This window comes from Nocardia sp. NPDC049526 (assembly GCF_044465765.1).
In the GTDB taxonomy this organism is placed as follows: domain Bacteria; phylum Actinomycetota; class Actinomycetes; order Mycobacteriales; family Mycobacteriaceae; genus Nocardia.
The window spans coordinates 637344-663563 of the sequence record NZ_JBITMA010000003.1 but is presented as its reverse complement, the minus strand read 5'-3'; the positions used below and the strand labels follow the sequence as shown (position 1 = coordinate 663563).

Below are 26220 nucleotides of genomic sequence, written 5' to 3'. Positions count from 1 at the left end.
GCACTGCCATGGACGGCACCAGGCCCTAAGCTGACACCCGTGGGTGAGGAAAGGCTGCGGGCATCGGACGCAGACCGCGAGAAAATCGCCGAGCAATTGCGGGTGGCGATGAACGACGGCAGATTGTCGCTGCACGAGTACGACGACAGACTAAAACAGGTGTATGCCGCCAAAACCTATGGCGAGCTGAACCCGCTGCTCTCGGACTTGCCCGTACCGCGCAAAGCGGCACCTGCGGCACAGCGAGTGCCACAATGGGTCATCATCATGTGGATTCCATGGGCCGCGGTCAACGCACTGTGCCTCACGATCTGGGTGGCTACCGGCGCGGGATACTTCTGGCCGTTCTGGGTCGCGGTGCCGTGGGGGTGCGCGCTGTTGATCCCGAGTGCGATCGGGATGCTCGTCCAGTCGAACCGGAAACCTGGTGCCGAATTCACCTCCGGCGTAAGAAACCCGCGACCCCCGGGTACGTCCGAATCCACCTAGCGGTTGCGGATTCGTCCTATGGGCACATCGATATGCGAAACGCCCTGCCGCAGCGCGGCAGGGCGTTGATCGCTATCGAATTCAGGCGCCGATGAGATGCTGCGCCAGGTAGCCCTCGACCTTGTCCAGTGCAATTCGCTCCTGCGCCATGGAATCACGCTCGCGAACGGTGACCGCCTGGTCGTCGAGAGTGTCGAAGTCGACGGTGATGCAGAACGGCGTGCCGATTTCGTCCTGGCGCCGGTAGCGACGGCCGATGGCGCCGGCATCGTCGAATTCGATATTCCAGCTCTTACGCAGCTGTGCGGCAAGATCTTTCGCCTTCGGTGTCAGATCCGCATTACGCGACAACGGCAGCACGGCCGCCTTGACCGGCGCGAGCCTGCGGTCCAGCCGCAGACTGATGCGCTCCTCCATGACGCCCTTGGCATTGGGCGCCTGGTCGACGGTGTACGCATCGACAAGGAACGCCATCAGCGAGCGGGTCAAGCCGGCCGCGGGCTCGATGACGTACGGGGTGTAGCGCTCATTGGTGGTCTGGTCGAAGTAGCTCAGGTCGTTGCCGGAATGCTCCGAATGGGTCTTCAAATCGAAGTCGGTGCGGTTGGCGATGCCCTCCAGTTCACCCCACTCATTGCCCTGGAAGCCGAAGCGGTACTCGATATCGGTGGTGCCCGCCGAGTAGTGCGACAGCTTGTCCTTCGGGTGCTCGAAGAGCCGCAGGTTCTCCGGGTCGATGCCGAGGTCGGTGTACCAGGCGAACCGGGTATCGATCCAGTACTTGTGCCACTCCGCGTCCTCACCCGGCTTGACGAAGAACTCCATCTCCATCTGCTCGAACTCACGGGTGCGGAAGATGAAGTTGCCGGGGGTGATCTCGTTGCGGAAGCTCTTGCCGATCTGCGCGATGCCGAACGGCGGCTTCTTGCGCGCGGTGGTCATCACATTCGCGAAGTTGATGAAGATGCCCTGCGCGGTTTCCGGGCGCAGATAGTGCAGACCCTCTTCGGACTCGACCGGGCCGAGGTAGGTCTTGAGCATCATGTTGAAGTCACGCGGCTCGGTCCAGCGACCCACGGTGCCGCAGTCCGGGCACACCACCAGCTCCATCGAGACGGAGTCCGGATCGTTGATCTTGTGCTTGATCGCGTAGGCCTCCTGCAGGTGGTCCTGCCGGTGCCGGTGGTGACAGTTCAGGCATTCGACCAGCGGATCGTTGAACACGCCGACGTGGCCGGAGGCGACCCACACCTGACGCGGCAAAATCACCGACGAGTCGAGGCCGACCACATCCTCGCGGCTGGTGACCATGGACCGCCACCACTGCTTCTTGATGTTCTCCTTGAACTCGACACCCAGCGGACCGTAGTCCCACGCCGATTTGGTGCCGCCGTAGATCTCACCACACGGGTACACCAGACCCCGGCGCTTGGCGAGGTTGGCAACGGTGTCCACCTTCGACTTGGGTGCCACTCGAGAATTCTCCATCCACTACGAGTCGGATTCGATTGCGCCGAGTCGCTCGACTCGGCGGAAGATTGCCCTCCAGCCTATCGGCACCGGCCAACCGGTTTTGCACCGCACACGCCTAGTCGTCGGCGCGCTCGTTTGACATGCGCAACTGTGCATATCAAAATGGAATCGCTTTCCAATAAGGAGTTGGTTCGATGACCGCCGAGACCGCTACCGCCCACCCGCACAACCCGTACCGATCGCCCGCGCCGGTACCGGTGCCGACGCGGAGCGTCCTGGAGGACGCGGGCGAGTTGCTGCGCGCCCTCGCCGCCCCGGTACGCATCGCCATTGTGCTGCAATTGCGTGAATCGCCGCGCTGCGTACACGAATTGGTCGATGTTCTCGGTGTCACCCAGCCGCTGGTCAGCCAGCATCTGCGGATTCTCAAATCCGCGGGCGTGGTGCACGGGGAACGCTCCGGCCGGGAAGTGCTGTACGAACTCGTCGACGACCACCTGGCGCATATCGTTGTCGATGCCGTGGCCCACGCCGAGGAAGGGTGACCGTGCCAGATAAGACGGCCTTGCCGGAAAAGCCGGTGGGCATTCGCAGTACCCGCCAGCGCAGCGCGATCGCCGCGCTGCTCGGTGATATCGAAGAGTTCCGCTCCGCGCAGGAGTTGCACGACGAATTGCGCCGCCGCGGCGAGGGCATCGGGTTGACCACCGTCTACCGCACCCTGCAGTCGCTGGCCGATGCCGGCCTCGTCGATGTACTGCGCACCGACACCGGCGAATCCGTCTACCGGCAGTGCTCCACCGGACACCATCACCACCTGGTCTGCCGACACTGTGGTCGCACCGTCGAGGTCGAGGGCCCGACGGTCGAGGCATGGGCCGAAGCCATCGCTGGCGAACACGGATTCACCGAGGTCAGCCACACCATGGAGATCTTCGGAACCTGCTGCGAATGCGCGAAGGCGGACTGCTCCAAAGCGTGACTGCAGTCACATGGTTAACGGCGCTGGCGCCGAGGAAGATTTCACTGCGAATCACATAACGTCCGGGGGCTCCGGGCGTCGCGCACTGAGATCGAAATCTTCTGGGAGGCAGCGTGCGATCGACCATTTTTGCGGCGGACAGACGCCGGAAAATCACCACAATCGGAGCGGCCGTACTGATCGGCAGTTCCGCCCTGCTCATGACCGCGTGCAACGACAAGGACACCAAGTCGGGACCGACCACGACGGCGTCCGCGCAGAGCACCGTCGGCCAGGGGCAGTCGGGGGCGAAAAACGGTCAGTCGACCGTCCGCAATATCGGCAAGACCGGATGGTACGAGGGCTTCGATATCACGGTGGACAAGGCGACCGTGGTGCCCGACGAATTCGGCGGCGCCAAGGTGCTGATCGATATCACCTACAAGAACACCACACCCGACAACAAGACGATCAGCAATAACACCTACCTGCAGGTCGACAAGGAGGTCGACGGCGGAGCGAGCTTCGACTCGCCGACCGTGCCCGGAAAGGGTTCGGCCACCGGCAAAGTCACCACGTCGGTGAAGACGCTGCACGATGCCGAGCACCTGCTCGACACCATTGCGGTGATCTATGGACAGGCCTCGGATAACCAGACCAAGATTCCACTGAAGGCCTCGGCTCAGGTCGAAGGTGTCGCGCCGAAGACGCTGAATGCCTCCGGCAAACTGGTGCAGGATCAGACGACGATCGAAATCACCGGCGGCACACTGGCTCCGAGCTACACCAAGGACGAGCGCGACAAGATGGATCTCTCGTTGCGCATCAAGATCATTGGTGGACCCGGGATCTCCGCGGGCGGACTGAACGTCTTCTACGACTACTTCACCGTGAAAACCCCTGACGGCCAAACGATTCCGGCCGATATCCGCGGGCCGATCAACGAGCTGCTGAATACCAACGAAACCATCGACAACGCGAAGAATTACATCGTTTTCGTGGTTCCGTCCCCGGCCACCGGTACCTACGTGGTGACCTACGACGCACAAAAGGGTGAGGGCAGCGCCCCGAACTTCTCCTTCACCATCTCCTGACAACCCTGGGGTCCACCATCATTCGGATAGCCGAGCGATGGTGGCCCGCTTGTCTCTGCACATGACGCGGGCCGTCACTGCCGGAGCTACCGGTAGTGACGGCCCGCAGTCGATTGCGAAGCGGTATTGATCAGGCGGTGACCGGTTCGCCGGAGCGGACCGGGGTCGGCCCGGCGGCCGAACGTCGTCCGCGGAGTGCGCCGACCCAAAGCAGAGCCAGGGCGGCAAGAGCCCAGATACTCAGGACCACAAGGGGTTTGGTGGCGGCCGCACCGTCGAAGAAGGCAACCGAGCGCAGCAGTGACGCGGCGGCGCCCGGCGGCAGCAGTTGACCGACGGTGCCCCACGGCTGCGGCAGCAGTTCCGGAGCCGAGGTCGCGGCCGAGAACGGGTTGCCTACCAGGAGCATGGTCAGCGCGGCGATGCCGATGCCCGCGCGGCCGATCGCGCTGGACAGGCCGACGACCGTACCGGAGACCGCGAAGGACACCAGACCGGCGACGGCGGCCAGTATCAGATAGGGGCCGGGAACCACCGACATCCAGGTCTGAATGATCACGATGCTCAACAGCCCACCCGCAATGCCGAAGGTGATCAGGCCGATCGCCTTACCACCGACCGACGGAATCAACAGGCTGAGCACGACACCGGCCGCGATACCGGACATGACCAGCGGCAATACCATCGCGCCGAAGGCGGTGCCGCGTGGATCGTCCGGATCGGCCGCCACGACATCCTCGACCGGCGTGGCCGGTACACCGGACAGCTGCTGGGCGATTGCGGTGAGCTGTTGTGCCACCACAGGACTCGCTCCGGAGGCGACCAATACGCGCGGAGCGCCGCCGCCGGTGACGACGGCGCCGTAGACGTCCCGGTTCTCGATCGCCTCGCGCGCCGACGCTTCGTCGGCGGGATTGCTGATATCGAAGGCATCGGGATCGTGCTGGGTCAGTTTGTCGGCGACCACGGCGGCCTGCGGGCCGCTGACAGCGATGGGCAGATCGCGCGGCGCGATATGGGCCGCGGGCCAGGCGAAGGCGATCAGCATCAATGCCTGGAGCAGGGCCGCGGCGACGCCGACACCGACTGCCCGCTGGATCGTATTCATGACGTTCTCCCGAAAATCGAATGATCGTTCTCTTTCGATGTGGATACCGTCGCACGACCCCTCGAGCTTGTCAATAACGAGCATTCGTTTTACTTTGGAGCCATGCCCAGAGTCAGTGCAGAACACCTGGAACGTCGCAGGCAACAGATCCTCGACGCCGCGCAGCTCTGTTTTGCCCGCAAGGGGTTCTATGAGACATCGATGCAGGAAATCTTCACCGAATCGGACCTGTCCGCCGGGGCGGTCTACCGGTACTTCAAGAGCAAGAACGAAATCATCGCCGCCCTGGCCGCCGAAACAACCGTCGAGCTGCGCGCCGCGATGACCAGGACGATCCGGTCCGACCCGCTGCCGACCCCGGCCCAGCTCGTCCGGGTCATCGCCGAGTATGTAGTCGCGCACAGCGGTCCGGACGGTCCGGTCCGGCTCGCGCCGCAGGCATGGGCGCTGGCACTGGTGCACGCGGAGGCCGCCGAATACGTCAAGGGCGCCGTGGTCGCGATGCGTGACAGATGGACCGAATACGTCGGGCGCATGGTGCAGGTCGGCTGGTTGCCGGCCGATACCGATATCCACGCGGTCACGACAGCGATAATCGGCTTCATGCCGGGATTCATATTGCAGCACTTGATCATCGGCGATCCGGATCCGGAAACCCTGGCTCGTGGCGTTGCGACCCTATTGCCCTATGGCGAGCCTGCCGCCCAGACGTAATCAGAGCCGCACTGCCGCCCGTCGGAGTCGACCGAGCGGTGAGCACACATTGGTACGGCAGGCCGTGACGAGGTAGTCGGCGCACAGCCAGTCACTACCTCGCAGAAGGCGCACCCTGTGCGAGGTAGCCGCCAGGTATGCGGCAGCGCCCCGGTCAGAGCCAGCCGAGGCGTTCGGCGGCGCGGACGGCTTCGGCGCGGGTGCTGGTTCCAGTTTTGCCGATGGCGGATGAAAGGTGGTTGCGGACAGTGCCTTCCGACAAGTGCAGCTGCTTGGCGATGGCACCCGCGGTGGCGCCGTCGGCCGCGGCGGCGAGGACCTCGCGTTCGCGGGCGGTGAGTGGCGAGGTGCCGACAGTCAGGGTTTCGGTGGCTAGCGCGGGATCGACAACACGTAAGCCCATGTGGACTCGGCGCACCGCATCCGCGAGTTCGCGGGCCGGGGTGTCCTTCACGACGAATCCGCTTGCGCCCGCGTCGATTGCGCGCCGCAGATAGCCAGGGCGGCCGAAGGTCGTGACCATGAGGATACGGAGATCCGGATGAGCGGCATGCAGTTGCGCCGCGACGGCGATGCCGTCCATGCCCGGCATTTCCACATCCAGCAGCACCACATCGGGTGTGTTGCGCGCGACCGCGTCGAGGACTTCGTCACCGCGACCGACCTCGGCAACGACCTCCAGATCGGATTCCAGGCCGAGCAGTGCGGCGAGTGCACCGCGGACGAGTGCCTGGTCGTCGGCGAGGAGCAGGCGGATCATGCGACGTGGTCCTTCGATGACGGGAATTGGTCTGAGCCTGCACTTTCGGCCGAATCGCGGCAGAAACCGCGCGAGTGCAAACCCATTTCCGGATCACTCGGGCACCGTTGCACGAACACGAACACCTCCCTCGGACGACGACAGCGTCAATGTTCCCCCGGCGGCCCGCACCCGTTCACGCAGGCCGGACAGTCCCGACCCGGAATCGACTGTCCCCAGACCACGGCCGTCATCGACCACCTCGATGCTCGTATCGGTCACCGTGACCGTGCAGTGTCGTGCGGCACTGTGCCGGATCACATTGGTGACCGCCTCGCGCAGCACCCAACCGAACAATTCACTGTTGCGCGTATCGGGTACGGCATCCGGCAGCGCGGCGTCGATATCGGCGGCTGCCAGTGCGGTTCGCGCATTGGCCAATTCACCGCGCAGCGATACCTCGCGCAGACCGCCGACGGTATCCCGCACTCCGGCCAGAGCCTCCCGCGCCAGCCGCTCGACATCGGCCATCTCGGCCTTCGCCCGTGTCAAATCCACATCGATGAGACGTTGCGCGAGTTCGGTTTTCACCGTGATCACGGTAAGCGAGTGGCCGAGGATATCGTGCACGTCGCGCGCGACCCGGTTGCGTTCCTCGACGATCGCGAGTTCGGCCTGCTGCCGTCGGGCCAGCTCGGCCAACCGCTCGCCACGCACACCCAACTGCCTGGCCACCCAGACCAGGGCGGGTACGAACGACACGTAGAACGGCACCCCGGACAGGCGCGGCAGCACCATCGGCACGAGCAACATCGCGAGCGTCACCGTGAACGCGACATATCCGGATTCGCGCGAGGGCATATGAAAAATCGCGATCACGCCGACAAAGATCAATGTCGGCAGCGCGACCGCGCCGAGCAATGCCATCAGTCCCGCGCTGCACGCCGTCATACCGACGAGCACCGGCCACATGCGCCGATCGACCGGACGCCGCACCAGCCGGCTGGTGCCATCGGTCCGCCGTAAGACAACGAAGGAACCGACGATCAGCGCCGCGTACGCGAACAGTGTCGCGGTCGCCAGGCTCGCCGTCGGCTGATCCGCGTCCTGCCAGCTCTGGAGGATCGGTCCGATCATGTACGACAGCCAGATGACCGACATGAACCCGCCGAACCATCCGCGCCGCTTCCCGTTCGCCCCGATGCCGCCGTCTCGGACCACCCGATCGAGTAATTCGGATGCCACACCACTGCGCAGCACGGGCTTCACACGCATCGGCACGCCCACACCGACAGCACGCACGCCGAACCCCGACCCCGGTTGCGCGCACAGTGGTCGATCACGAGTCTCGACGCTACCGAACCCGCACTTGTCCGCGCCGCCGAAACCCCACGCCCCGCATGATCTCCCCAGTCGAGCGGCTCCGCCGCGCCAACCGCCCCAGGATGACCGCCCGGCATCACGCCGCCGCCTCGCATGTGACTGTCGCCTGGCACGTCAACGCCGCCCAGCACAGTCACCGCCACACCATCGCGATCCTAGCTGCGCACTTCCGGACCGACACCGCATCGCTACCCCGACAGCGCAACCGCCTCGCGCATCACCACTACCTCGCACAACGCCCGGCGCGCAATCTCCTCTTCGCTCCACACGCCGGACCAACACCGCATCGCTACTCCGCACAGCGCAACCGCCTCGCACAGCATCCGGCACGCCACAGCCTCCTCACTCTGCACTCCGGACCAACACCGCATCGCCGCCGCGCACAGCGCGCACTAACGCTGCCTCGCACCGCGCCCGACACGCCATCGCCTCTTGGCTCCATATGCCGGCCCGGGGCCACATCGCCACTCCGTATCGCGCAACTGCTTCGCACGCCACCGCCTCCCCGTCCGAACGCCGACACCGCATCGTGTGCCCGACTCGCATGTCAGCGCCGTGCACGGCGTGCCACCTGCACGGCACAGCCGCCCGCCCGGTTGGGCGGGCGGCTTGATGGCGCGGTTCAGCGTGCGGTGTCACGGCGGAACAGAATGGCCGCGCCGCCGACGAAGATCGTGGCCCAGACGACGACATTGAGGATGGCCAGTGCGATCGACCCGCCGCTGGTGTCACCGAAGGGCATGCGGGCCAAGGTGGCGACGCCGTTTGTCGGGAAGATCTTGGAGACAGTCTCGAACCAGCCGTGCAGCGGCATGAACAGGCCGCCCGCGAAGGACAGGCCCGCGAGGGCTGGACCGAGCAGCTGCATGACATTCTCCGAGGGCAGCAGGTAGCCGACGAACAGGCCGAAGGCGGCGAAGACCAGCGAGCAGATCCACGCGAGCAGGAAGCAGCTCACCCAGGCAGTGACCGTCAGGTGGGCGCCGAAGATCCCACCGATGACGAAGACCGCTGTCACCGAGACCAGGCCGAGCACCATCGCGACGGCGACCTTGGTGGCGATGTAGGCGACGGGACGCAGTGGGGTGAGCCGCAATTGGCGGCTCCAGCCCTGCGCACGTTCGATCGCGACCATGGCGCCGCCGCTGGTGGTGGCCAGCATCGCGCCGTACACCGCCATCGACACCATCACATAGCCGGTCACATTGCCCGATCCGAATGATTCTGTCCGGTAATCGGATTGCAGGCCGAAGATGACGAAGAACAGCGGCGGCATCACCAGCGTGAAGATCATGGTGCGCCTATTGCGCAGCATGCGGCGCAGTTCCAGGCGCAGGAAGCCGAGACTGAACCCGCCGAGCGGGACACGCGTCGAAACAGCTTGTGGGGCAAGGGTGGTCATTTCAGTTGTCTCCGGTGGTGAGCGCCAGGAATGCGGATTCGAGATTGTGCGAGGTGATTTCGAGATCGACCGCGGCGGTCTCGGTGAGCAGATAGCGGGCGATGGCGTCGGAATCCTTGGTGTGCACGATGATTCGGTCACCGCGCAGCTCGACGTCGTCGATGCCCGGGACCGCGAGCAGGCGGGCCGGATCGGCACCGGGCAGCGTCGCGCTGACGGCGCGTCCCGCGGCCAGGTTCTTGATCTCGGCGGCACTGCCGTCGGCGACGACCCGGCCGGCGCGCACCAGCACGATCCGGTCGGCGTATGCGTCGGCCTCGTCGAGGTAGTGGGTGGCGAACAGGACGGTGCGGCCGCGATCGGAGTCCTCGCGCATCGCATTCCAGAACTCGCGGCGACCCTCCACATCCATGCCGGTGGTCGGCTCGTCGAGCACGATGAGGTCCGGATTCGGCAGCAGCGCGAGCGCGAAGCGCAGCCGCTGCTTCTGGCCGCCCGAGCATTTGCCGACCAGTCGACCGCCGATATCGGCGATACCGGCGCGCGCGAGCACCTCATCGACCGAACGCGGATGCGCGTGCAGCGTGGCCACCAGCTGCGCGGTCTCGCCGACGGTCAGATCGGGCAGTAGGCCGCCGGACTGCATGACCGCCGAAATGCGGCCTGCCGCAAGCGCTTCCGCCGGTGGGCCGCCGAAAACCCGGACACTGCCGGAGTCCGGCGTTGCCAGCCCGAGCAGCATATCGATGGTGGTGGTCTTGCCCGCGCCATTGGGGCCGAGGAAGGCGACGATCTCCCCCGGCGCGACCACCAAGTCGAGTCCGTCGACGGCATGCACCTCGCCGCCGCCCTGGAGTCGGAAGCTCTTGTACAGGTCGCGCAGTTCGATCGCGGACGACGCCCGGTGCCTGCCCGAGCCGCCGGCAGCGGCGAAAATGGCCGTCGATGTCAGTGCCGAAGTCATGACTCAACGATCACGCAAACCGGGGGCCGGTACTTCGCACGAGTGTCACGAGCCTGCCATGACATCTGTCATGCGGTCAGCGGTTCAGGGCAGCAGTCCCTGCCGCGCCTTACCCGCGCCGGAGAGCACGAGCAGCAGCATGGTGGCCAGCGCCTGATCGTCCAGACCGGCGGCCGGGAAGGTGTAGCGCAACATGACATCGGCCTGGTTGCCGCGGGTGATCAGCGTGATCGAACCGAACTGAATCGCGCTGTTGCGCTCGGCGACTCGCTTGTGCAGTTGTGGCTTGAGCGGGCGGTCCCAGGCCAGCACGCAGGTCAGCGTCAGCACATCCAAGCCGGGTGCCAGCGTTACCGCGCGCAACGAGCACAGCGCGCCCTCGTATTCGAAGCCGATCGACCCCTCCGGATCGACGCGCACATCGACGTCGTAGAGCGATAGGCACGCGCCGGCGCGTGCCTGTAGCTCTTGTTCGGGGGTGACTGCTGCGTCCATATCGGTGCCGCCGTTCATTTGCTGCCGCCGTTCACTTGGTCCCCCCGAAGCGGCGATCACGCGAAGCGTACTGGAGACAGGCCTCCCACAAGTTGCGCCTGTCGAAATCGGGAAACAGCGTGTCCTGGTAGACGTACTCGGCATAGGCGGACTGCCAGATGAGGAAGTTCGAACTGCGGAATTCGCCGGACGGGCGCAGGAACAGATCGACGTCGGGCATATCCGGCTCGTCCAGGTATTTGGCGATCGTCGCCTCGGTCACCCGCTCCGGATCGATCTCACCGGCGGCCACACGACGCGCGATTTCCCTTGCCGCATCTGCGATTTCGGCGCGACCACCGTAGTTGACGCACATGGTGAGGGTCATCACCGTGTTGTCCTTGGTCAGCTCCTGCGCGGTCTCGAGTTCGTTGATCACGCTGCGCCACAGGCGCGGTCGCCGCCCGGCCCAGCGCACTCGCACGCCCATCTCGTGCATCTCGTCGCGACGGCGACGGATGACATCCCGGTTGAACCCCATCAGGAAGCGCACTTCCTCCGGGCTGCGCCGCCAGTTCTCGGTGGAGAAGGCGTAGGCCGAGAGCCACTTCACGCCGATCTCGATGCAGCCCTCGACGGTGTCCATCAGGACCGCCTCGCCGCGCTCGTGCCCCGCGGTACGTGGCAGCCCGCGCTCCTGCGCCCAACGACCGTTGCCATCCATCACCAGCGCCACGTGCTTGGGCACCAACTCCGCAGGCAGTTCCGGCGGAGTCGCCCCCGATGGATGCGGCGACGGCGGACGGACGGTGCGTTCGGCACCCGACCGTGCGCTGGTCGACCTGGTCGGCGCGGCAGAGTCTCGACGGAGGATCACGGCACCTATCCTGCCTGATGGTTGTGGAGGGATTGTGCGGACCACCGATACCCGGTGACGGCGCTCGTCATGCGTTTCGGGTCGGATACGGCTCCGATTCGATGATGCCGGTCTGTGCCCAGATCATCAGCGGTCTGCCCTGGTTCGGACGGGTACGCGGGCGGGAATGCGACGACGTCTCGCCTCCTCAGCCCACCTGTGCGGCGGTTGACGACTCCAGCCCGGTCGTTCCGTCTGCCGAACGCGAACGCTCGATCAGTGGAAGTGTGCGCAGCTGACGCTCGAGATGCCACTGCAGATGCGCCGCGACCAGGCCGCTGGCCTGTCTGCGGATCTGATCGGAGACCTGCTCGACGTAATCCCACTCGCCTTTCAGCAAAGCGACCAGCAGTTCGAGCACGCCCGGGGCCGGAGTGGCCGACCCCGGCGGGCGGCAGTGCACGCAGACCGCACCGCCCGCCGCGACATGGAAGGCGCGATGCGGGCCGGGTGTCGCGCAGCGCGCGCATTCGTCCAGCGCGGGCGCCCAGCCCGCAAAACCCATGGCGCGCAACAAGTATGCGTCGAGGATCAACTCGTGCGGGCGCTGTTTGGCGGCAATCGCCCGCAGCGCGCTCGCGGTCAATGCGTGCAGCTTCGGTGCGGGTGCGCGCTCCTCACCGGCCAGTCGCTCCGCGGTCTCCAGTACCGCGCAGGCCGTGGTGTAGCGGCCATAATCGTCGACGATATCGGCGGCGAATGCCTCCATGGTGTGCACTTGGGTGACCGTGTCGAGATTGCGCCCCGGATGCAACTGCACGTCCACATACGCGAACGGCTCCAACCGCGCCCCGAACCGCGACTTGGTCCGCCGCACCCCCTTGGCCACCGCCCGCACCAACCCGTGCTGCCGCGTCAGCAACGTGACAATGCGATCCGCCTCCCCCAGCTTATGCTGGCGAACCACCACCGCCTCGTCTCTGTACAACCGCACCCCACCATCCTCCCACGAACCCCTGACCCCCACCCCCAGGCGCGGCCCAATAGCGTCGACCGATGAGGCCTGACCGGGGAGGAAATCGTGCGTGAAGAGCGGGTGCCCTTCGATCTGGCGGGCTATCAAGAGCGGGTGCGATCCGGTGCCTGCTTCATCTGCGACCTGGTCGCGGGTGTGCCCGGGTCGGAGCACGAGATCGTCCTCGATGACGGCGCGCATATCGCATTCCTCGGGAGATATCCGACGATGTACGGGCATGTGCTGGTGGCTCCGAAGGCGCATATCGAGCATGTGGTTCGCGATTTCGACCAGGACGCGTACCTGCGATTGCAGGCGGTGGTTCATCGGGTCACGCGCGCTGTCGAAGCCGTCGTGCCCTCCGAGCGCACCTATCTGCTCTCGCTCGGCAGCCAGCAGGGGAACGCGCACGTGCACTGGCATGTGCAGCCGCTCACTCCTGGCACGCCGTATGAGCATCAGCAGTTTCATGCGTTGACGGCGGAGAACGGGGTGATTCCTTGGTCGGGTGCGGAGGCGGCGGAGTTGGGCGGGCGGTTGCGGACGGAACTCGGTTCGGGAACATAGATCCGCGGCTATGATCTGCGGATGCGCGGAATTCGGTTCTGCTCAGTGGTTTTGGCGGCGGTCACGGCGGTCGTGGTCGCGGGGTGTGGGGATAAGCCGAGTTCGCCTGTCGCTGATGAGACGGCGTTCGTTTCGGTGACGGAGTTGGATTCGACGATCATTGTCGATGCGCGGTACTTCGGGGAGCACAACTTCATCGGTGGGCGGATCAATGGATATGACGCGCCCAAATGCTTGTTGACGAAACAGGCGGCTGCGGCGCTTGCGGAAGTGCAGCTGGAATTGCGGCCGATGGGGTTGGGGCTGAAGACCTACGACTGCTATCGACCGCAGCGGGCGGTGGACCAATTCGTCAGTTGGGCAAAGGATCTCGGCGATACCAGGATGCGGGCGGAGTTCTATCCGACGGTGGACAAGGCGAATCTGTTCCGGGACGGATACATCGCGGAGAAGTCCGGGCACAGCCGGGGCAGCACCTTGGATCTCACGATCGTCGCGCTACCGCCCGCCGATCAAGAGCAGTATCACGGCGGCGATCCGCTGCGCGCCTGCACACTGCCCGCCGACCAGCGCTTCCGGGACAACAGCCTCGACTTCGGCACCGGCTACGACTGCTTCGACCCGCTCGCGCACACGGCCGACCCGGCACCGAGCGCCACCCAGCGCGCCCTCCGAGAACTACTGACGACCCTCATGGACGAGCACGGTTTCAAAAACCTCCCAGAGGAGTGGTGGCACTTCACCTTGAAGAGCGAGCCCTTCCCGAACACCTACTTCGACTTCCCCATCCAATGACATGCCCACCCTCGCATAGCTAGTGGTCACCTCACACAAATCGCAACCTCTGCGCGGAAACCACTAGTTATGCGACACCCGCGCAACCGCACATACGTCAGGTGCGGAGAATGCCACCGATCAGCAGCATCAGGGACTGTTGTGCCTGCGCTCGGGCGGCGTCCTTATCCGTGGCGTGGGCGACGATGAGTCCCGCCTCGGTGACCGCGCTGAAGATCAGCTGGGCCAGGACCTGAATCGGCGCATCGGCGATCAGCCCCGCGTCACGGGCGCGTTCCAATTGGGCGATGACCAACCCCAGCCCATGGCGCGCCTCGAATTCGCGAAACGCCTGCCAGCCGAGGACCGCGGGGCCGTCGTAGAGGGTGATGCGGATCATCTCCGGGCGCTGACAGATCTCCAGGAAGACATCCAGGCCGATGGCCATCGAGGTGAGAATGTCATCGGGATTCCCTGCGCCGATAGCGTTTTCGATTTCCTGCGTGGTCTCGATTTCTATTTTTTCGAGCACGGCCAGGAACAGACCGCGCTTATCGCCGTAGTGGTGGTGCAGGGCGCCGCGGGTGACTCCCGCCTCGGTCACGAGTTCCTCGGCCGAGGTCGCCGCGAAACCGCGCTCGGCGAACAACCGGCGACCGGCCTGCTCGAGCGCGGCTCGGGTGGCACGGGAGCGATCCTCCTGACTACGGCGTTGCATGCGCCCGAGTGAACTCCAGAATCGTTTCGGAGAGCAACTCGGGCTGATCTTCGGACAGGAAAGTGTAAGAGTCGTCGATGAACTTCAGGGTCGCGTTCGGCAGGTCCGCGGCCAGGCGTTCGGCGTATTTCACCGGGAAGATCTTGTCCTCGCGAGCCCATGCGACGAGCACCGGAACCCGCACCGACGGGAATCGGGTCGCGGCCTCGAGCGTGTACCGGCGATGCACGGTCTTCAGAAACCGGCGCAGGTCCTTGCGGATCGCCGCCGAATTCCGGCTCGGCAGCAGGTAAGAGTCGGCGATCTCCGGCGGGACCGGGCGCTTTGTCACCCACCCGAAGGCGATCGGCAGACGATGCAGCGCACGGATCCGCATCAACTCGGTCAGCGGCCGCAGTGAGCCGGGTACCCGCGCCAGCACGGGCAGCGCCGCGAAGGCAGGCGGGAAGAACCCCTCGTAGGCGTCGCACGAGGTCAGTACGACGCGGCCGATCCGCTCCGGACGACGGGTCAGCAACAACTGGGTGATCGCGCCGCCGGTGTCATTGGCGACAACGGTGACGTCGGTGAGATCGAGTCGCTCCAGGAAGTCGGCGATCAGATCGGCGACCCCGGTAGGCGTGAGATCCGCTGCGGGGACCGGGATTTCGTGTGAACCGAGCGGCAGGTCCGGACTGAGACAGCGATAGCCCGCCGCCGCGATGGTGGGGACGACATTGCGCCAGAGATCGGAGTTGACGAGCAGGCCGTGCACGAAAACGACCGGCGCGCCCTCCCCCGTGTCGTGATACCGGATGCGACCGCCGGGGAGATCCACCTCATGCGTGCGGCCGAGTGACGTACTGATTCCCATGGTTCCTCCATGTGTTGGCAGTTCGTGTCCACCATTACATACATACGGTATGTATGTCTATAGTCCCGCCTCCTACCTGGGGTGGAGATTCAGGAGCCGATATGGACGATTGACCAGCTATCGCGCTACGGTGCAACGAAAGATCGAAGGAGACAGAGCTCACATGACGGTGTCCGACGCCACCCTGCGCCCATTCGAGACCGCCGAACTCGGCCTCGCCGACCACGCGGCCGCCCTCGCACAGGGCAGGATCAGCTCCGTGGCCGCGGTCGGCGCCGCGCTGGACCGGGTCGAGGCGAGTCAGCCGACACTGAACGCCTTCCGCATCGTCCGGCGCGAAAAGGCACTCGCCGAGGCCGCCGCGGCCGACGAACGGTTGGCCGCCGGTGAACGACTCCCACTGCTAGGCGTGCCGATCGCGATCAAGGACGACACCGATATCGCCGGTGAGCCAACGGCATTCGGCTGCGGCGGCGAGCTCCCGCCGAAAACCGAAGACGCGGAATCGGTTCGACGGCTGCGTGCGGCCGGTGCGGTGATCGTCGGCAAGACCAACACCTGCGAACTCGGCCAACTGCCGTTCACCAGCGGCGTCGCCTTCGGCCACACTCGCAACCCATGGGGTGCCGAATACACACCGGGCGGCTCATCCGGCGGTTCCGCGGCCGCCGTCGCGGCCGGATTGGTACCCGCCGCACTGGGTTCCGACGGCGCGGGCTCGGTCCGCATCCCGACCGCATGGACCAATCTCGTCGGCATCAAACCACAGCGCGGCCGCATCTCCACTTGGCCCGCCGCCGAGGCATTCCACGGCCTCACGGTGAACGGACCATTGGCCCGCACCGTGGCCGATGCCGCACTACTGCTCGACACCGCCGCCGGACCGCATCCCGGCGATCTGCACACCCCCGAACCGCTCACCGTCTCCGATGCGGTCGGCCGCGATCCGGGACGACTGCGTATCGCCCTTTCGCTGCGCATCCCGTTCACCGCCACCAGAACCGCGCTGCATCCGGAGGTCGAAGTCGCGGTGCAGCGCATCGCCACCACACTGCGCCGCCTCGGTCATTCGGTAACCGTGGCGGATCTGCACTACGGAATCATGATCGGTGCGTCCTTCCTGCCGCGCTCACTCGCGGGCGTCCGCCACGTCTACGACAACATGCCTGGCATACAAGTGGATCCACGCACCACCGCGAACGTCTGGTTCGGCCGCGCCCTGAGCGGACCGGCACTGTTCGCGGCACGTCAGGCGGAAACGTTGCTGCACAAGCGAATCGGCGGCTTCTTCCGCGACTACGATCTGGTGCTGGCGCCGACCACCGCGACTCCCCCGCCACGCGCCGAAGAGATCGACGGCATCGGCGTCAACGCCACCAACGACCTCATCACCGCAGCATGCCCGTACACCTGGCCCTGGAATGTACTCGGCTGGCCCGCGGCGAATGTCCCGGCCGGATTCACCGACGCCGGCCTGCCGGTGGGCGCACAACTCATGGGCACCGAGAACACCGAGCCCCTGCTGGTTTCCGTTGCGGCACAACTGGAATCGGAACTCCGCTGGGATCGCAACCGTCCCGAACCCTGGTGGTGAGTTCAGCGATCGGGTGGGGTCCAAACCTCGGTATCGCTCTTGGTGCCCGCCGGGCACCCGTCCGGACCCCGGCCGTTGACGACGCCCTGCGGATACATCAGCAGGCACTGCCGCGGCTGGTCGGACGTCCCGAGGCGGGCAACGGTGTTGTCGGTATCGAAGCGCCCACTATCGACTTTCAGGAGCTGTGCGGTGAATTGCCCAGGCTCGTAGCGGATCTCGCTGCCTACCCGTTTGCCGCCGGCCCGACCAGGCATATCAGCGGGCGCGGCAGCTTGCGCCGCCTACGCACCAGGGTTCGCAGCACCCGGGGGCGCTCATGCAGCACATACAGCGTCCGCAACAACTCCAGGAGCTTGCCGATATCGTTGGCACCTCGCACCGCAGTGACCTCCCCCCGTTGTTCAGTACCACGACGGTACAAGACCTCTCGGTGCTGGGTCGGTGCGTTTCGCCACCAGCGTTCGAGGAGGTCCCGGCGACAGCTGGGGATATCCCTGCGTCAGAACCCGAGCTTGCCGAGCTGTTTCGGGTCGCGCTGCCAATCCTTGGCGACCTTGACGTGCAGGTGTAGGTAGATGCGCACGCCGAGGATGTGTTCGATTTGTTTGCGGGCGTTGGTGCCTACCTCTTTGAGGCGGGCGCCGCCCTTGCCGATGATGATGGCCTTCTGCGAGGGGCGTTCGACGTAGAGCAGGGCGTGCACGTCGAGCAGGTCTTCGTTTTCTTCGCGCGGGAGGACTTCTTCGATGACCACGGCGAGCGAATGCGGGAGTTCGTCGCGGACGCCCTCCAGGGCCGCCTCGCGGATGAGCTCGGCCATGAGGGTTTCCTCGGGCTCGTCGGTGAGCTCGCCGTCGGGGTAGAAGGCCGGGCCCTCAGGCATTTTCGAGGCGATGACGTCGACGAGGACCTCGACCTGCTCGCCCTTGACGGCGGAGACCGGTACGACGTCGTGGTCCGGGCCGAGCAGTTGCGACAGCGCCATCAGCTGTTGGGCGACCTGGTCGCGGCTCACCTTGTCGATCTTGGTGACCACACCGAGCAGGGCGGTCTTCGGGGCCATCTGCTTGATCTGCTGCAGGATCCACTTGTCGCCGGGTCCGATCTTCTCGTCGGCCGGAATGCACAGCGCGATCACGTCGACTTCGGAATAGGTATCGCGGACAAGGTCGTTCAGGCGCTGGCCGAGCAGCGTGCGCGGGCGGTGCAGACCAGGGGTGTCGACCAGGATGAGCTGGGCGTGCTCGCGGTGCACGATGCCGCGGATGGTGTGGCGGGTGGTCTGCGGGCGCGAGGAGGTGATCGCGATCTTCTGGCCGACCAGCGCATTGGTCAGCGTCGACTTGCCGGTATTCGGGCGGCCGACGAAACAGACGAAGCCGGAACGGAATTCGGTGGACTTATCAGCCACCGTGCACCTCCGCACCCGCGGCATCGTCGACGATCTCGAAGACCGCACCCGAGCGGTCGGTGAAGACGATGCGCGCCTCGGGCGAAACCTCGCGAACCGCGAAGACGCCCGCATCCGACAGCTTGCCGCTGACGACCACGGCCGCCTCGAATCCCTCTGCGCCACTGGAGATCGCGGCCGCGACGGCGGCCTGCAGGGCGGTCAGTCGCAGGGACTGCAGCGCGACATCGCCGGCCGCGTAGGTGCGGCCGTCGGTATCGCGGATGGCCGCGCCCGAGTTGCCGCCGGTGCGGCCGAGCGCGCCCTTGGCGAGCACCACGAGTTTGGTGTCCTCGGCGTCCAATTCGGTCATTCGCTGTCTCCGTTCTCATCACGATCGGTCGGGATTTCCCGCTCGGATCCGTTACTTTTGCGCTTGCCGTCGGCCTTCTCGGCATGCGATTTCTCCGGCGCCTTGCGCACCACGACGGTGTGCACCCGCACCCGTCCCCGCGCGTCCGCACCGCCTTCACCGCGCAGCACCAGGCCGTGCACAACGGCTTTGGAGCCGGGCAGCGGCACCCGGCCCAGTGCGTGGGCGAGTAGGCCGCCGACGGTATCGACGTCCTCCTCCTCGATTTCCAGGCCGTACAGTTCGGCCAGATCGTCGACCGACAGTCGCGCCGAAACCCGGTAGCGTCCCTCACCGAGGTCCTCGATGGGCGGCGTTTCGTCGGTGTCGTATTCGTCGGCGATTTCACCGACGATCTCCTCGAGCACATCCTCGATCGTCACCAGTCCGGCAATGCCGCCGTATTCGTCGACCAGTAGCGCCATATGGTTTCTGCGGCGTTGCATTTCGTCGAGCAGGCTGTCCAGCGGTTTGGAGTCGGGCATGAACACCGCCGGGCGCATGGCATCGCGCACCTGCACCTTGCGACTTCTATCCGCATACGGCACAAGGTCTTTCAGGTACACCACACCCAGGATGTCGTCTACGTTCTCGCCGACCACCGGAATGCGGGAGTGACCACTGCGCACCGCGAGCGACATCGCCTGTGCCGCAGTCTTATCCGCCTCGATCCAGACCATTTCGGTGCGCGGCACCATGACCGCGCGGGCCGGCGTATCGCCGAGTTCGAAGACCGACTGGATCATGCGGCGTTCGTCGTCGGCCACCACACCGCGTTCACTGGCCATCTCGACCACTTCCCGCAGCTCGATCTCGGATGCGAAGGGGCCGTTGCGAAATCCCTTACCCGGGGTGATCGCATTACCGATGAGGATCAGCAGCCTGCTGACCGGACCGAGTACCGTGCCGATGAACTGCAGCGGCAGCGCCGAGGCCAAAGCAATGGAGTAGGCGTGCTGACGGCCGAGTGTGCGCGGTCCGACCCCGATCACCACATAGTCCACCAGCACCATCACGGCCGCGGTGAACAGCAGCGCCCAATTGTCGTCCCACAGTGGAATCAGCGCCGCCGCCAACAGCACCGTCGCGCAGATCTCGCACAGAATACGAAGCAGCACAAGCAGATTCACATATCGTGGCCGATCGGCCACGATCCTGGTCAGCCGCACCGCGCCGGGTCGCTCGGCCCGGACCATATCGTCGAGACGCGCCGGTGAGACGGTGTTCAGCGCCGAATCGACTCCGGCGAACACCCCACCGACCGGGACGAGCAGAACCGCCAGCAGGATCAGGGTCAGCGAATTCACGCGGGGCCCAGCGCCTCACCGGGCGTTGTGAAACCGGCCTTCCCCAGCAGCCGGGCATCGCGCTCGGCCAATTCGGCTCGTCGCTGTGCCTCGCGCAGGCTCTCGTACCACTCCTCGAGCAGCCGTGCCTGCAGCGCGAACATCTCCTTCTCCTCCTCCGGCTCGGCATGGTCGTAGCCGAGCAGGTGGAGCACGCCGTGCACGGTGAGCAGGGCGAGTTCGTGATCGAGCGAGTGACCGGCCTTGCGGGCCTGACCGGCGGCGAATTCGGGGCACAGCACGATATCGCCGAGCATGGACGGACCCGGTTCGGCGCTGTCCGGTCGACCGCCGGGCTCCAGTTCGTCCATCGGGAAGGACATGACATCGGTCGGTCCGGGTAGGTCCATCCAGCGCATGTGCAGATCCGCCATGGTGTCGAGATCGACGAGCACCATCGACAGCTCGGCCGCCGGATGCACGTCCATCCGGCCGATCACGAATCGCGCGACACTGACCAGGTCTTCTTCGGGTACGTCGACACCCGACTCGTTGGCGATCTCGATGCTCACCTGATCAGGGTATTCGGTGTGCCCGGACCCGCACCGCGCGGCTGGCCCGGACACGTCCGTCGCACTATCGCCGATCTCCCCGGCTCGCGGCGCGACGCTGTGCACGATTGCCCGGATAGTGCGGTCCGACCTGGGTGACCCGCTCGGCCTCGGCCCGCTCGTAGGCGTCGACGATATCGGAGACCAACCGGTGCCGAACCACATCGCTGCTGGTCAGCTGGGCGAAATGGATATCTTCGATGCCGGTCAGGATCTCACTCGCCGCGCGCAGACCCGAGCGCGCGCCATTGGGCAGGTCGACCTGGGTGACGTCACCGGTCACCACGATTTTCGAACCGAATCCGAGCCGGGTGAGGAACATCTTCATCTGCTCGGCCGTCGTGTTCTGCGCCTCGTCGAGAATGATGAACGAATCGTTCAGCGTGCGACCGCGCATGTACGCCAGCGGTGCGACCTCGATGACACCGGCCGCCATCAGCTTCGGAATGGCCTCCGGATCCATCATGTCGTGCAGCGCGTCGTAGAGCGGGCGCAGATAGGGATCGATCTTCTCGTTGAGCGTGCCGGGCAGGAAGCCGAGCCGCTCGCCCGCCTCGACCGCGGGACGGGTGAGGATGATCCGGTTGACCTGCTTGGTCTGCAATGCCTGCACGGCCTTGGCCATCGCCAGATACGTCTTGCCGGTACCCGCGGGGCCGATGCCGAACACGATGGTGTTGGCGTCGATCGCGTCGACGTAGCGCTTCTGGTTGAGTGTCTTGGGCCGGATGGTTTTACCGCGCCGGGACAGAATGTCCAGGCTCAGCACCTCGGCCGGGGACTCCGAAGAACCCTCGGTGAGCATGGATACGGTGTGGCGCACCGCCTCCGGGGTCACCACGCGATTACGACCGGTCAGCGCGACGAGCTGTTCGATCACGCGCTCGGCGAGGGCGACATCGGCCGCCTTGCCGGTGAGAGTGACGGAATTGCCGCGGACATGGATATCCGCATCCAGCAGCTGCTCGAGTTCACGCAGGTTCTGGTCGGCCGAACCGAGGAAGGGGAACACGGATTCGGGAGCGAGTTCGATGCTGGAACGCACGGTACGCGCTGCCGGGCCCGAACCGTTGTCTGCACCGATGCCTGCAGTGGGGGTAGTCGGGTCGCCGATCTCGCCTTGTGTTCTCAAAAGTGGCTATAGCCTGCTTTCCGGTCTCGAATTGCTGCGTCGTTGATGAAAGTTTAACGCGCCCCACCGACAACAGGCAGTGAATAAACGGCTACCTCGGGGGCTGGTGGCGTCGTGATTGCCCGCTGATCGCTGCCTACCGTCGTGGCATCTGGATTCCCCCGCGCCGGCGTGCCCAATCCTCGGTGAAGTCACGAAATCGACGCACCGCATCCGATGGCGGAGCGGTCGCCGACCAGATCAGCCCCACATCGCGGGCCGCTGTGGCATCGGCGAGCGGCACGGTCACGATGCCCGATAGCGAACCGGCTGCGGGCGAGGGATCTTCCAGCGGCAGCAGCGCGACGCCGAGTCCGGCCGCGACCAGGCCCGCGGCGGTGAGCAGATCGCTCGATTCGAAGGTGATGCGGGGGCGGATATTCGCGGCGGCACAGAGTTCGTCGAGAATGCGGCGCATACCGAAACCCGGATGCATGGTAATGAATTCGGCGTCGCCGAGCTCGGCGAGACGGATTTGTCGGCGGGTGGCGAGCCGGTGTTCCGCGGGCACGGCCAGCGCAAGTGGCTGCGACAGCAGTTTGCGCCAGCCGATGCCCGGGACCGAAGGGCGGGGCGAGACGATCGCCAAATCCGCTGTGCCATCGACTATCTGATCGATTACCAAGTCGAAGGCGCCCTGCCAGAGAGTGAAGGAGATGCGGGACGAACCGCGTCGGAAACCGCCGATCAGCTGCGGGATCAGCCAGCTACCGAAGGAGTGCTGAAACGACAGGCGGACAACGCCTTTCGCGGGATCGGCGAGGTCGGCGACGGCCTGGGCGGCGGCATCGAGTTCGGACTGGGCACGGCGGGCGTGTTCGTAGTAGGTCCGGCCGAACTCGTTCAGCACGATGCGTTTTCCGTGGCGGTCGAAGAGTTCGACGCCGAGGCGGCGCTCGAGGCGGGCCAGCATGCGCGAGAGCGTCGGCTGGGCGATGTGCAACCGCTCGGCGGCCGCGCCGACGCGCTCGAGCTCGGCGAGTGTCGTGAACCACAGCAGGTCGTCACCCAGCACGTACGGACCTTTCCTTATGCATCTGCGGCATTAGAAACCAGATTACTATTCATTTCCCTTCTTAACGGCGAGTGCCGATCCTGGTGCCATGACCAGCACGGATATCCGCTCGACCAGCACATCGCACGAACGTCGGATCACAACTGCGCTGTTCGCCGCAGGGCTGGCCACCTTCGTGTCGATGTACAGCGCGCAGGCGTTGCTGCCGAGTCTGTCGGCGGCATTCGGGGTCGCTCCGGCGCAGGCCGCGTTGGCCGTGTCGTTGACCACCGGGTTTCTTGCGTTGGCGATCGTGCCGGTAAGTGCGTTGTCCTCGCGGATCGGGCGGACCAGAGTGATGACGGGGTCGGCGGTGGTGTCGGCGGCCATCGGGCTGCTGCTGCCGCTGAGTCCATCGCTGGAGGCGCTCTTGGTAGGGCGGGCGCTTCAGGGTGTGGCGTTGGCCGGGGTGCCCGCCGTCGCGATGGCGTATTTGGCGGAGGAGATCGGTGGTGACGGGTTGGGCGCGGCGATGGGTGTTTACGTCGCGGGCACGTCGATCGGCGGGTTGTCCGGGCGGTTGATTCCGGCATTCGCTTTGGATCTGACCTCGTGGCGCTGGGCCGAGGCCGCGGTCGGCGTTGCGGCGGCCGGGTGCACCGTCTGGTTCGTGCGTGGGTTGCCGCCGTCGCGTGGATTCGTCGCTCGACCCGCCGGAATGCGTACCGTGCTGCGCGATATCGGCGCGCCACTGCGGCACGGCGAGCTGCTGGCGCTGTTCGGGTTGGCCTTCGTATTGGTCGGTGGGTTCGTATCGATTTACAACTTCCTCGGCTACCGGCTGACCCGGCCGCCGTTCGAATTGCCTGCGGCCGTTGCGGGTTCGGTGTTCCTGCTGTACTTGGCCGGCACGCTCGCCTCGGCCGCGGCCGGAAGTTGGGCCGATCGCATCGGCAAGCACCGGGTGCTCGCGGCCTCCGTCGCGCTGATGGGCGTTGGCGTACTGGTCACGATTCCGGACCAGTTGATCGCGGTCATCCTGGGGATAACACTGTGCACCGCAGGGTTTTTCGGCGCCCACGCGGTGGCTAGCACCTGGGTCGGTGCGATAGCTCCCGGTGGCGCCGCATCATCGCTGTACTTGTTCACCTACTACCTCGGCAGCGCCATCATCGGCGGTACGGCAGGCATCGCATATGCGAAGGGAGGATGGGCCGGTCTGGCGGCCTGCGTCGGGGGGCTGATGGTGGTGGCCGCAGTTCTGGTGTGGTACTTGATGATTCACGCTCGCCGCGGATTCGAAACCGTTGCCGCTTCCGAAGTATGCGCCGCGCCGACGGCGTGATATCCGACGGTCACCCGTGGCGCTCATGACCGCGAGGTCGCAGGCCAAAGATCTCGGTGGCGAGGGCGTACGGCTGTATACACCTGAGTCCGGACGTTTCCAGCAATCGAAAAGCAATGTCGCCGGATACCGCTCAACGGGTAAAACCGCAGCATTTTGGCTATATGCGCAGACCGCAAAGGTGGCCGTCTGTTAACCAGATAGGCCACCTCGCCGATTCACTACTATGACCGACATCAGATTCTCTTTCTTCGGGGGTTTCACATGCTGATCTTCGGCTGGCAGCGGCGTCTCCACACGCTCGCCATGATCACCTTGGTCTGCGGCCGCTGCGGCAACCCCGCCGCACACGCCCTGCGCAGACTCGCCACCACGTTCACAGTCTTCTTCATCCCGATCCTCCCACTCGGCAACAAGCACTACATGGAATGCACCTGGTGCGGCGCATCGACGCCGCTCGCCGTCCCCCAGGTCACCGGCCTCATCGCCCGCGCCAACGCCAACGCCGAGAATATGGGCTCCGCCCAGTACCAGCAGCCTGCCCCAGGCGGCCCCAACGCCCAGTGGCCCGCGCCCGGCACACCCAACGCCCACCCGCAACAGGCCGCCCTCTCGGCACCCAACGCACCCTGGCAGCAGCAGCCCGCCAGCGGCGCACCCAACGTCAACTGGCGACAGCCCGGCCCCGGCGGACCGAACGCCAACTGGCAGCAGCCCGGCCCCGGCGCGCCGAACGCCCCTTGGCAGCACTGACCCGAGCGACGGTCGGCCCGCACCGACCGCAGTCGAATAGCAGCTCGCCCCATCGCGCCCAATGCCCATCCGCGGCAGGTCGCCCTCGGCAACAGCCCCCCAGCGCTCAACAGCCCGCCCTCCTGTGTGCGCCCGACGCCCACTGACAGCAGCCCGTTCCCAGCGATCCAACGCCCATTGACAGCAGCCCACTCTCGGCGCACCCAACGCCCACTGGCAGCGCTGACCTGATCGACCTACCGCCACCGACGGCGGCTTCCCCCTCCGCAACAACCCGGTCAGCCCCCGCGTCGTCCGCCCGACTTCGGTTGAGCGATGATCGCCGCTCCCATCCAGCGTCGTAAGTACCGACGCAGCTCATCATCGCTGCGTGGCGGATTGCCCGGAGAAACGAAGAACGACTGCATCGTTCGCAGAATGTATTCGACGAGTTCGTGCAGGGACGCGTCGTCGTATCCGTATCGCTCCCAATCGACGTCGAAGCGTTTGATCATCGTCATGCCGAAGGTTTGTGCCGCTTCGGAGGTAAGGCCTTCGGGGTGCACACTCGAATACGTGCTCGACAGCAGAATGCCCAGGTGGGGCGTCCGCGGCACATCGGCCAGCGTGAAGACCACGCCCTCGGTCATGGCTTCGACAGGGTCCTCGATACCGCTGACCTGCTTTGTCAGCCGGTCCAGAAAACCGTCGACCGATGCGATCGCCGCGGCCTGCATCAGTGCGTCCGCACTGGGGAAGTATCGATACACCGTCTGACGGATGACACCGAGCGACTCCGCGACGTCGGCGATGCTGATCTCCGAACCCGTCCGTCCGATCAGATCGACTGCGGCGGCGACTATTCGACGGGACGCTTCAGCATCGCTGTTCGGCGGACTCCCGCCCCACCCGCGCCTTCCTGCCACTGCTCGCTTCCTCGGTTCGAACGATGTCCCTCGCATGCGAAACCGACAGCGGGACAACCCCGCCGACCGTCCAGTTCAGGGGCTCGACGCTACCACAGGGCTGTGGTTGTCCCAGCTCGAGCAATTCCTATCATACATTCGGCCCGTTCTGTGTATGATCAGCCGCATCGAG

Annotated in this window: 30 protein-coding genes; 10 read left to right on the top strand and 20 right to left on the bottom strand. The window is 65.5% G+C overall.

All coding sequences use genetic code 11. The features are described 5' to 3' along the window. The first annotated feature begins 39 nt into the window (after positions 1 to 39). A complete protein-coding gene (locus ACIBW7_RS12595; RefSeq protein ID WP_397046370.1) occupies positions 40 to 489 on the top strand; it encodes a DUF1707 domain-containing protein in 450 nt (149 codons plus the stop codon). An 81-nt stretch (positions 490 to 570) separates the two neighbouring features. On the opposite strand, the gene ACIBW7_RS12590 is transcribed toward ACIBW7_RS12595, so the two are convergent. Continuing rightward, complete coding sequence (locus ACIBW7_RS12590; protein ID WP_397046369.1) at positions 571 to 1962, bottom strand: glycine--tRNA ligase; 1392 nt, start codon at positions 1960 to 1962, stop codon at positions 571 to 573. Positions 1963 to 2156: 194 nt separating this feature from the next. Between ACIBW7_RS12590 and ACIBW7_RS12585 the strand changes: the two genes are divergently transcribed. From ACIBW7_RS12585 to ACIBW7_RS12575, 3 genes are all read left to right on the top strand, one after another. Next, positions 2157 to 2507, top strand: coding sequence for a helix-turn-helix transcriptional regulator (locus tag ACIBW7_RS12585; protein ID WP_062991218.1), 351 nt, complete (start codon positions 2157 to 2159; stop codon positions 2505 to 2507). A 2-nt stretch (positions 2508 to 2509) separates the two neighbouring features. After that, entirely contained in the window at positions 2510 to 2944 is a 435-nt protein-coding gene (locus ACIBW7_RS12580) for a Fur family transcriptional regulator (protein ID WP_397046368.1), read from the top strand. A 113-nt stretch (positions 2945 to 3057) separates the two neighbouring features. Beyond that, on the top strand, positions 3058 to 4017 hold the full coding sequence (locus tag ACIBW7_RS12575; RefSeq protein ID WP_397046367.1) for a hypothetical protein: 960 nt from the start codon (positions 3058 to 3060) through the stop codon (positions 4015 to 4017). 130 nt (positions 4018 to 4147) lie between these two features. Here ACIBW7_RS12575 and ACIBW7_RS12570 read toward each other — a convergent pair whose 3' ends face one another. Continuing rightward, positions 4148 to 5125 carry an ABC transporter permease gene (locus ACIBW7_RS12570; RefSeq protein ID WP_397046366.1) on the bottom strand — a complete coding sequence of 326 codons (978 nt, stop codon included), beginning with the start codon at positions 5123 to 5125 and terminating at the stop codon, positions 4148 to 4150. Between the two features lie 102 nt (positions 5126 to 5227). Between ACIBW7_RS12570 and ACIBW7_RS12565 the strand changes: the two genes are divergently transcribed. After that, positions 5228 to 5839 (top strand): TetR/AcrR family transcriptional regulator, encoded by a 612-nt coding sequence (locus tag ACIBW7_RS12565; protein WP_397046365.1) that lies wholly within the window; start codon positions 5228 to 5230, stop codon positions 5837 to 5839. 154 nt (positions 5840 to 5993) lie between these two features. Here ACIBW7_RS12565 and ACIBW7_RS12560 read toward each other — a convergent pair whose 3' ends face one another. The 7 genes from ACIBW7_RS12560 to recO form a co-directional block, all read right to left on the bottom strand. Beyond that, entirely contained in the window at positions 5994 to 6599 is a 606-nt protein-coding gene (locus tag ACIBW7_RS12560; RefSeq protein ID WP_397046364.1) for a response regulator, read from the bottom strand. A 93-nt stretch (positions 6600 to 6692) separates the two neighbouring features. After that, the gene (locus tag ACIBW7_RS12555) at positions 6693 to 7853 is read right to left on the bottom strand and encodes a sensor histidine kinase (RefSeq protein WP_397046363.1); all 1161 of its coding nucleotides are present in this window, start codon (positions 7851 to 7853) and stop codon (positions 6693 to 6695) included. 730 nt (positions 7854 to 8583) lie between these two features. Further along, on the bottom strand, positions 8584 to 9363 hold the full coding sequence (locus tag ACIBW7_RS12550; RefSeq protein ID WP_397046362.1) for an ABC transporter permease: 780 nt from the start codon (positions 9361 to 9363) through the stop codon (positions 8584 to 8586). A 1-nt stretch (position 9364) separates the two neighbouring features. Continuing rightward, complete coding sequence (locus ACIBW7_RS12545; protein WP_397046361.1) at positions 9365 to 10327, bottom strand: ABC transporter ATP-binding protein; 963 nt, start codon at positions 10325 to 10327, stop codon at positions 9365 to 9367. Between the two features lie 84 nt (positions 10328 to 10411). Continuing rightward, a complete protein-coding gene (locus tag ACIBW7_RS12540; RefSeq protein WP_397046360.1) occupies positions 10412 to 10840 on the bottom strand; it encodes a hypothetical protein in 429 nt (142 codons plus the stop codon). Between the two features lie 13 nt (positions 10841 to 10853). Further along, complete coding sequence (locus tag ACIBW7_RS12535; RefSeq protein WP_063040848.1) at positions 10854 to 11678, bottom strand: isoprenyl transferase; 825 nt, start codon at positions 11676 to 11678, stop codon at positions 10854 to 10856. A 187-nt stretch (positions 11679 to 11865) separates the two neighbouring features. Further along, positions 11866 to 12651, bottom strand: coding sequence for a DNA repair protein RecO (gene recO / locus ACIBW7_RS12530; protein ID WP_397046359.1), 786 nt, complete (start codon positions 12649 to 12651; stop codon positions 11866 to 11868). 87 nt (positions 12652 to 12738) lie between these two features. Between recO and ACIBW7_RS12525 the strand changes: the two genes are divergently transcribed. Then, positions 12739 to 13239 carry an HIT family protein gene (locus tag ACIBW7_RS12525; RefSeq protein ID WP_397046358.1) on the top strand — a complete coding sequence of 167 codons (501 nt, stop codon included), beginning with the start codon at positions 12739 to 12741 and terminating at the stop codon, positions 13237 to 13239. 21 nt (positions 13240 to 13260) lie between these two features. Continuing rightward, the gene (locus ACIBW7_RS12520) at positions 13261 to 14034 is read left to right on the top strand and encodes a M15 family metallopeptidase (protein ID WP_397046357.1); all 774 of its coding nucleotides are present in this window, start codon (positions 13261 to 13263) and stop codon (positions 14032 to 14034) included. A 97-nt stretch (positions 14035 to 14131) separates the two neighbouring features. On the opposite strand, the gene ACIBW7_RS12515 is transcribed toward ACIBW7_RS12520, so the two are convergent. Both ACIBW7_RS12515 and ACIBW7_RS12510 read right to left on the bottom strand, forming a co-directional pair. After that, a complete protein-coding gene (locus ACIBW7_RS12515) occupies positions 14132 to 14731 on the bottom strand; it encodes a TetR/AcrR family transcriptional regulator (protein ID WP_397046356.1) in 600 nt (199 codons plus the stop codon). Next, positions 14718 to 15584: an alpha/beta fold hydrolase gene (locus ACIBW7_RS12510; protein WP_397046355.1), complete on the bottom strand. Its 867-nt coding sequence runs from the start codon at positions 15582 to 15584 to the stop codon at positions 14718 to 14720. Before ACIBW7_RS12510 ends, ACIBW7_RS12515 begins: the two co-directional genes overlap by 14 nt. A 163-nt stretch (positions 15585 to 15747) precedes the next feature. Here ACIBW7_RS12510 and ACIBW7_RS12505 point away from each other — a divergent pair, with 163 nt between their 5' ends. Further along, positions 15748 to 17178, top strand: coding sequence for an amidase (locus ACIBW7_RS12505; RefSeq protein ID WP_397046354.1), 1431 nt, complete (start codon positions 15748 to 15750; stop codon positions 17176 to 17178). 2 nt (positions 17179 to 17180) lie between these two features. Here the strand turns inward: ACIBW7_RS12505 and ACIBW7_RS12500 are convergent, their stop codons facing one another. The 8 genes from ACIBW7_RS12500 to ACIBW7_RS12465 all read right to left on the bottom strand — a co-directional run bounded on the left by ACIBW7_RS12500 (position 17181) and on the right by ACIBW7_RS12465 (position 23066). Continuing rightward, a complete protein-coding gene (locus tag ACIBW7_RS12500) occupies positions 17181 to 17435 on the bottom strand; it encodes a hypothetical protein (protein WP_397046353.1) in 255 nt (84 codons plus the stop codon). Beyond that, positions 17405 to 17560, bottom strand: a complete 156-nt coding sequence (locus tag ACIBW7_RS12495; RefSeq protein ID WP_397046352.1) for a hypothetical protein — start codon at positions 17558 to 17560, stop codon at positions 17405 to 17407. The genes ACIBW7_RS12500 and ACIBW7_RS12495 overlap by 31 nt, the downstream gene beginning before the upstream one ends. Before the next feature lie 120 nt (positions 17561 to 17680). Beyond that, complete coding sequence (era, locus tag ACIBW7_RS12490; RefSeq protein ID WP_397046351.1) at positions 17681 to 18616, bottom strand: GTPase Era; 936 nt, start codon at positions 18614 to 18616, stop codon at positions 17681 to 17683. After that, complete coding sequence (locus tag ACIBW7_RS12485) at positions 18585 to 18944, bottom strand: cytidine deaminase (RefSeq protein WP_397046350.1); 360 nt, start codon at positions 18942 to 18944, stop codon at positions 18585 to 18587. The genes era and ACIBW7_RS12485 overlap by 32 nt, the downstream gene beginning before the upstream one ends. After that, complete coding sequence (locus ACIBW7_RS12480; protein WP_397046349.1) at positions 18941 to 20290, bottom strand: hemolysin family protein; 1350 nt, start codon at positions 20288 to 20290, stop codon at positions 18941 to 18943. Before ACIBW7_RS12480 ends, ACIBW7_RS12485 begins: the two co-directional genes overlap by 4 nt. Further along, positions 20287 to 20841: an rRNA maturation RNase YbeY gene (gene ybeY / locus ACIBW7_RS12475; protein WP_040688009.1), complete on the bottom strand. Its 555-nt coding sequence runs from the start codon at positions 20839 to 20841 to the stop codon at positions 20287 to 20289. The genes ACIBW7_RS12480 and ybeY overlap by 4 nt, the downstream gene beginning before the upstream one ends. A 64-nt stretch (positions 20842 to 20905) precedes the next feature. Next, positions 20906 to 21964: a PhoH family protein gene (locus ACIBW7_RS12470; RefSeq protein ID WP_357470608.1), complete on the bottom strand. Its 1059-nt coding sequence runs from the start codon at positions 21962 to 21964 to the stop codon at positions 20906 to 20908. A gap of 184 nt (positions 21965 to 22148) precedes the next feature. Further along, positions 22149 to 23066: a LysR family transcriptional regulator gene (locus ACIBW7_RS12465; RefSeq protein WP_397046348.1), complete on the bottom strand. Its 918-nt coding sequence runs from the start codon at positions 23064 to 23066 to the stop codon at positions 22149 to 22151. Between the two features lie 88 nt (positions 23067 to 23154). Between ACIBW7_RS12465 and ACIBW7_RS12460 the strand changes: the two genes are divergently transcribed. After that, positions 23155 to 24390 (top strand): MFS transporter, encoded by a 1236-nt coding sequence (locus ACIBW7_RS12460; RefSeq protein WP_397046347.1) that lies wholly within the window; start codon positions 23155 to 23157, stop codon positions 24388 to 24390. 306 nt (positions 24391 to 24696) lie between these two features. After that, a complete protein-coding gene (locus ACIBW7_RS12455) occupies positions 24697 to 25143 on the top strand; it encodes a zinc-ribbon domain-containing protein (protein WP_397046346.1) in 447 nt (148 codons plus the stop codon). Positions 25144 to 25421: 278 nt separating this feature from the next. Here ACIBW7_RS12455 and ACIBW7_RS12450 read toward each other — a convergent pair whose 3' ends face one another. Then, the gene (locus ACIBW7_RS12450; protein WP_397046345.1) at positions 25422 to 26048 is read right to left on the bottom strand and encodes a TetR/AcrR family transcriptional regulator; all 627 of its coding nucleotides are present in this window, start codon (positions 26046 to 26048) and stop codon (positions 25422 to 25424) included. Between the last annotated feature and the right edge of the window lie 172 nt (positions 26049 to 26220).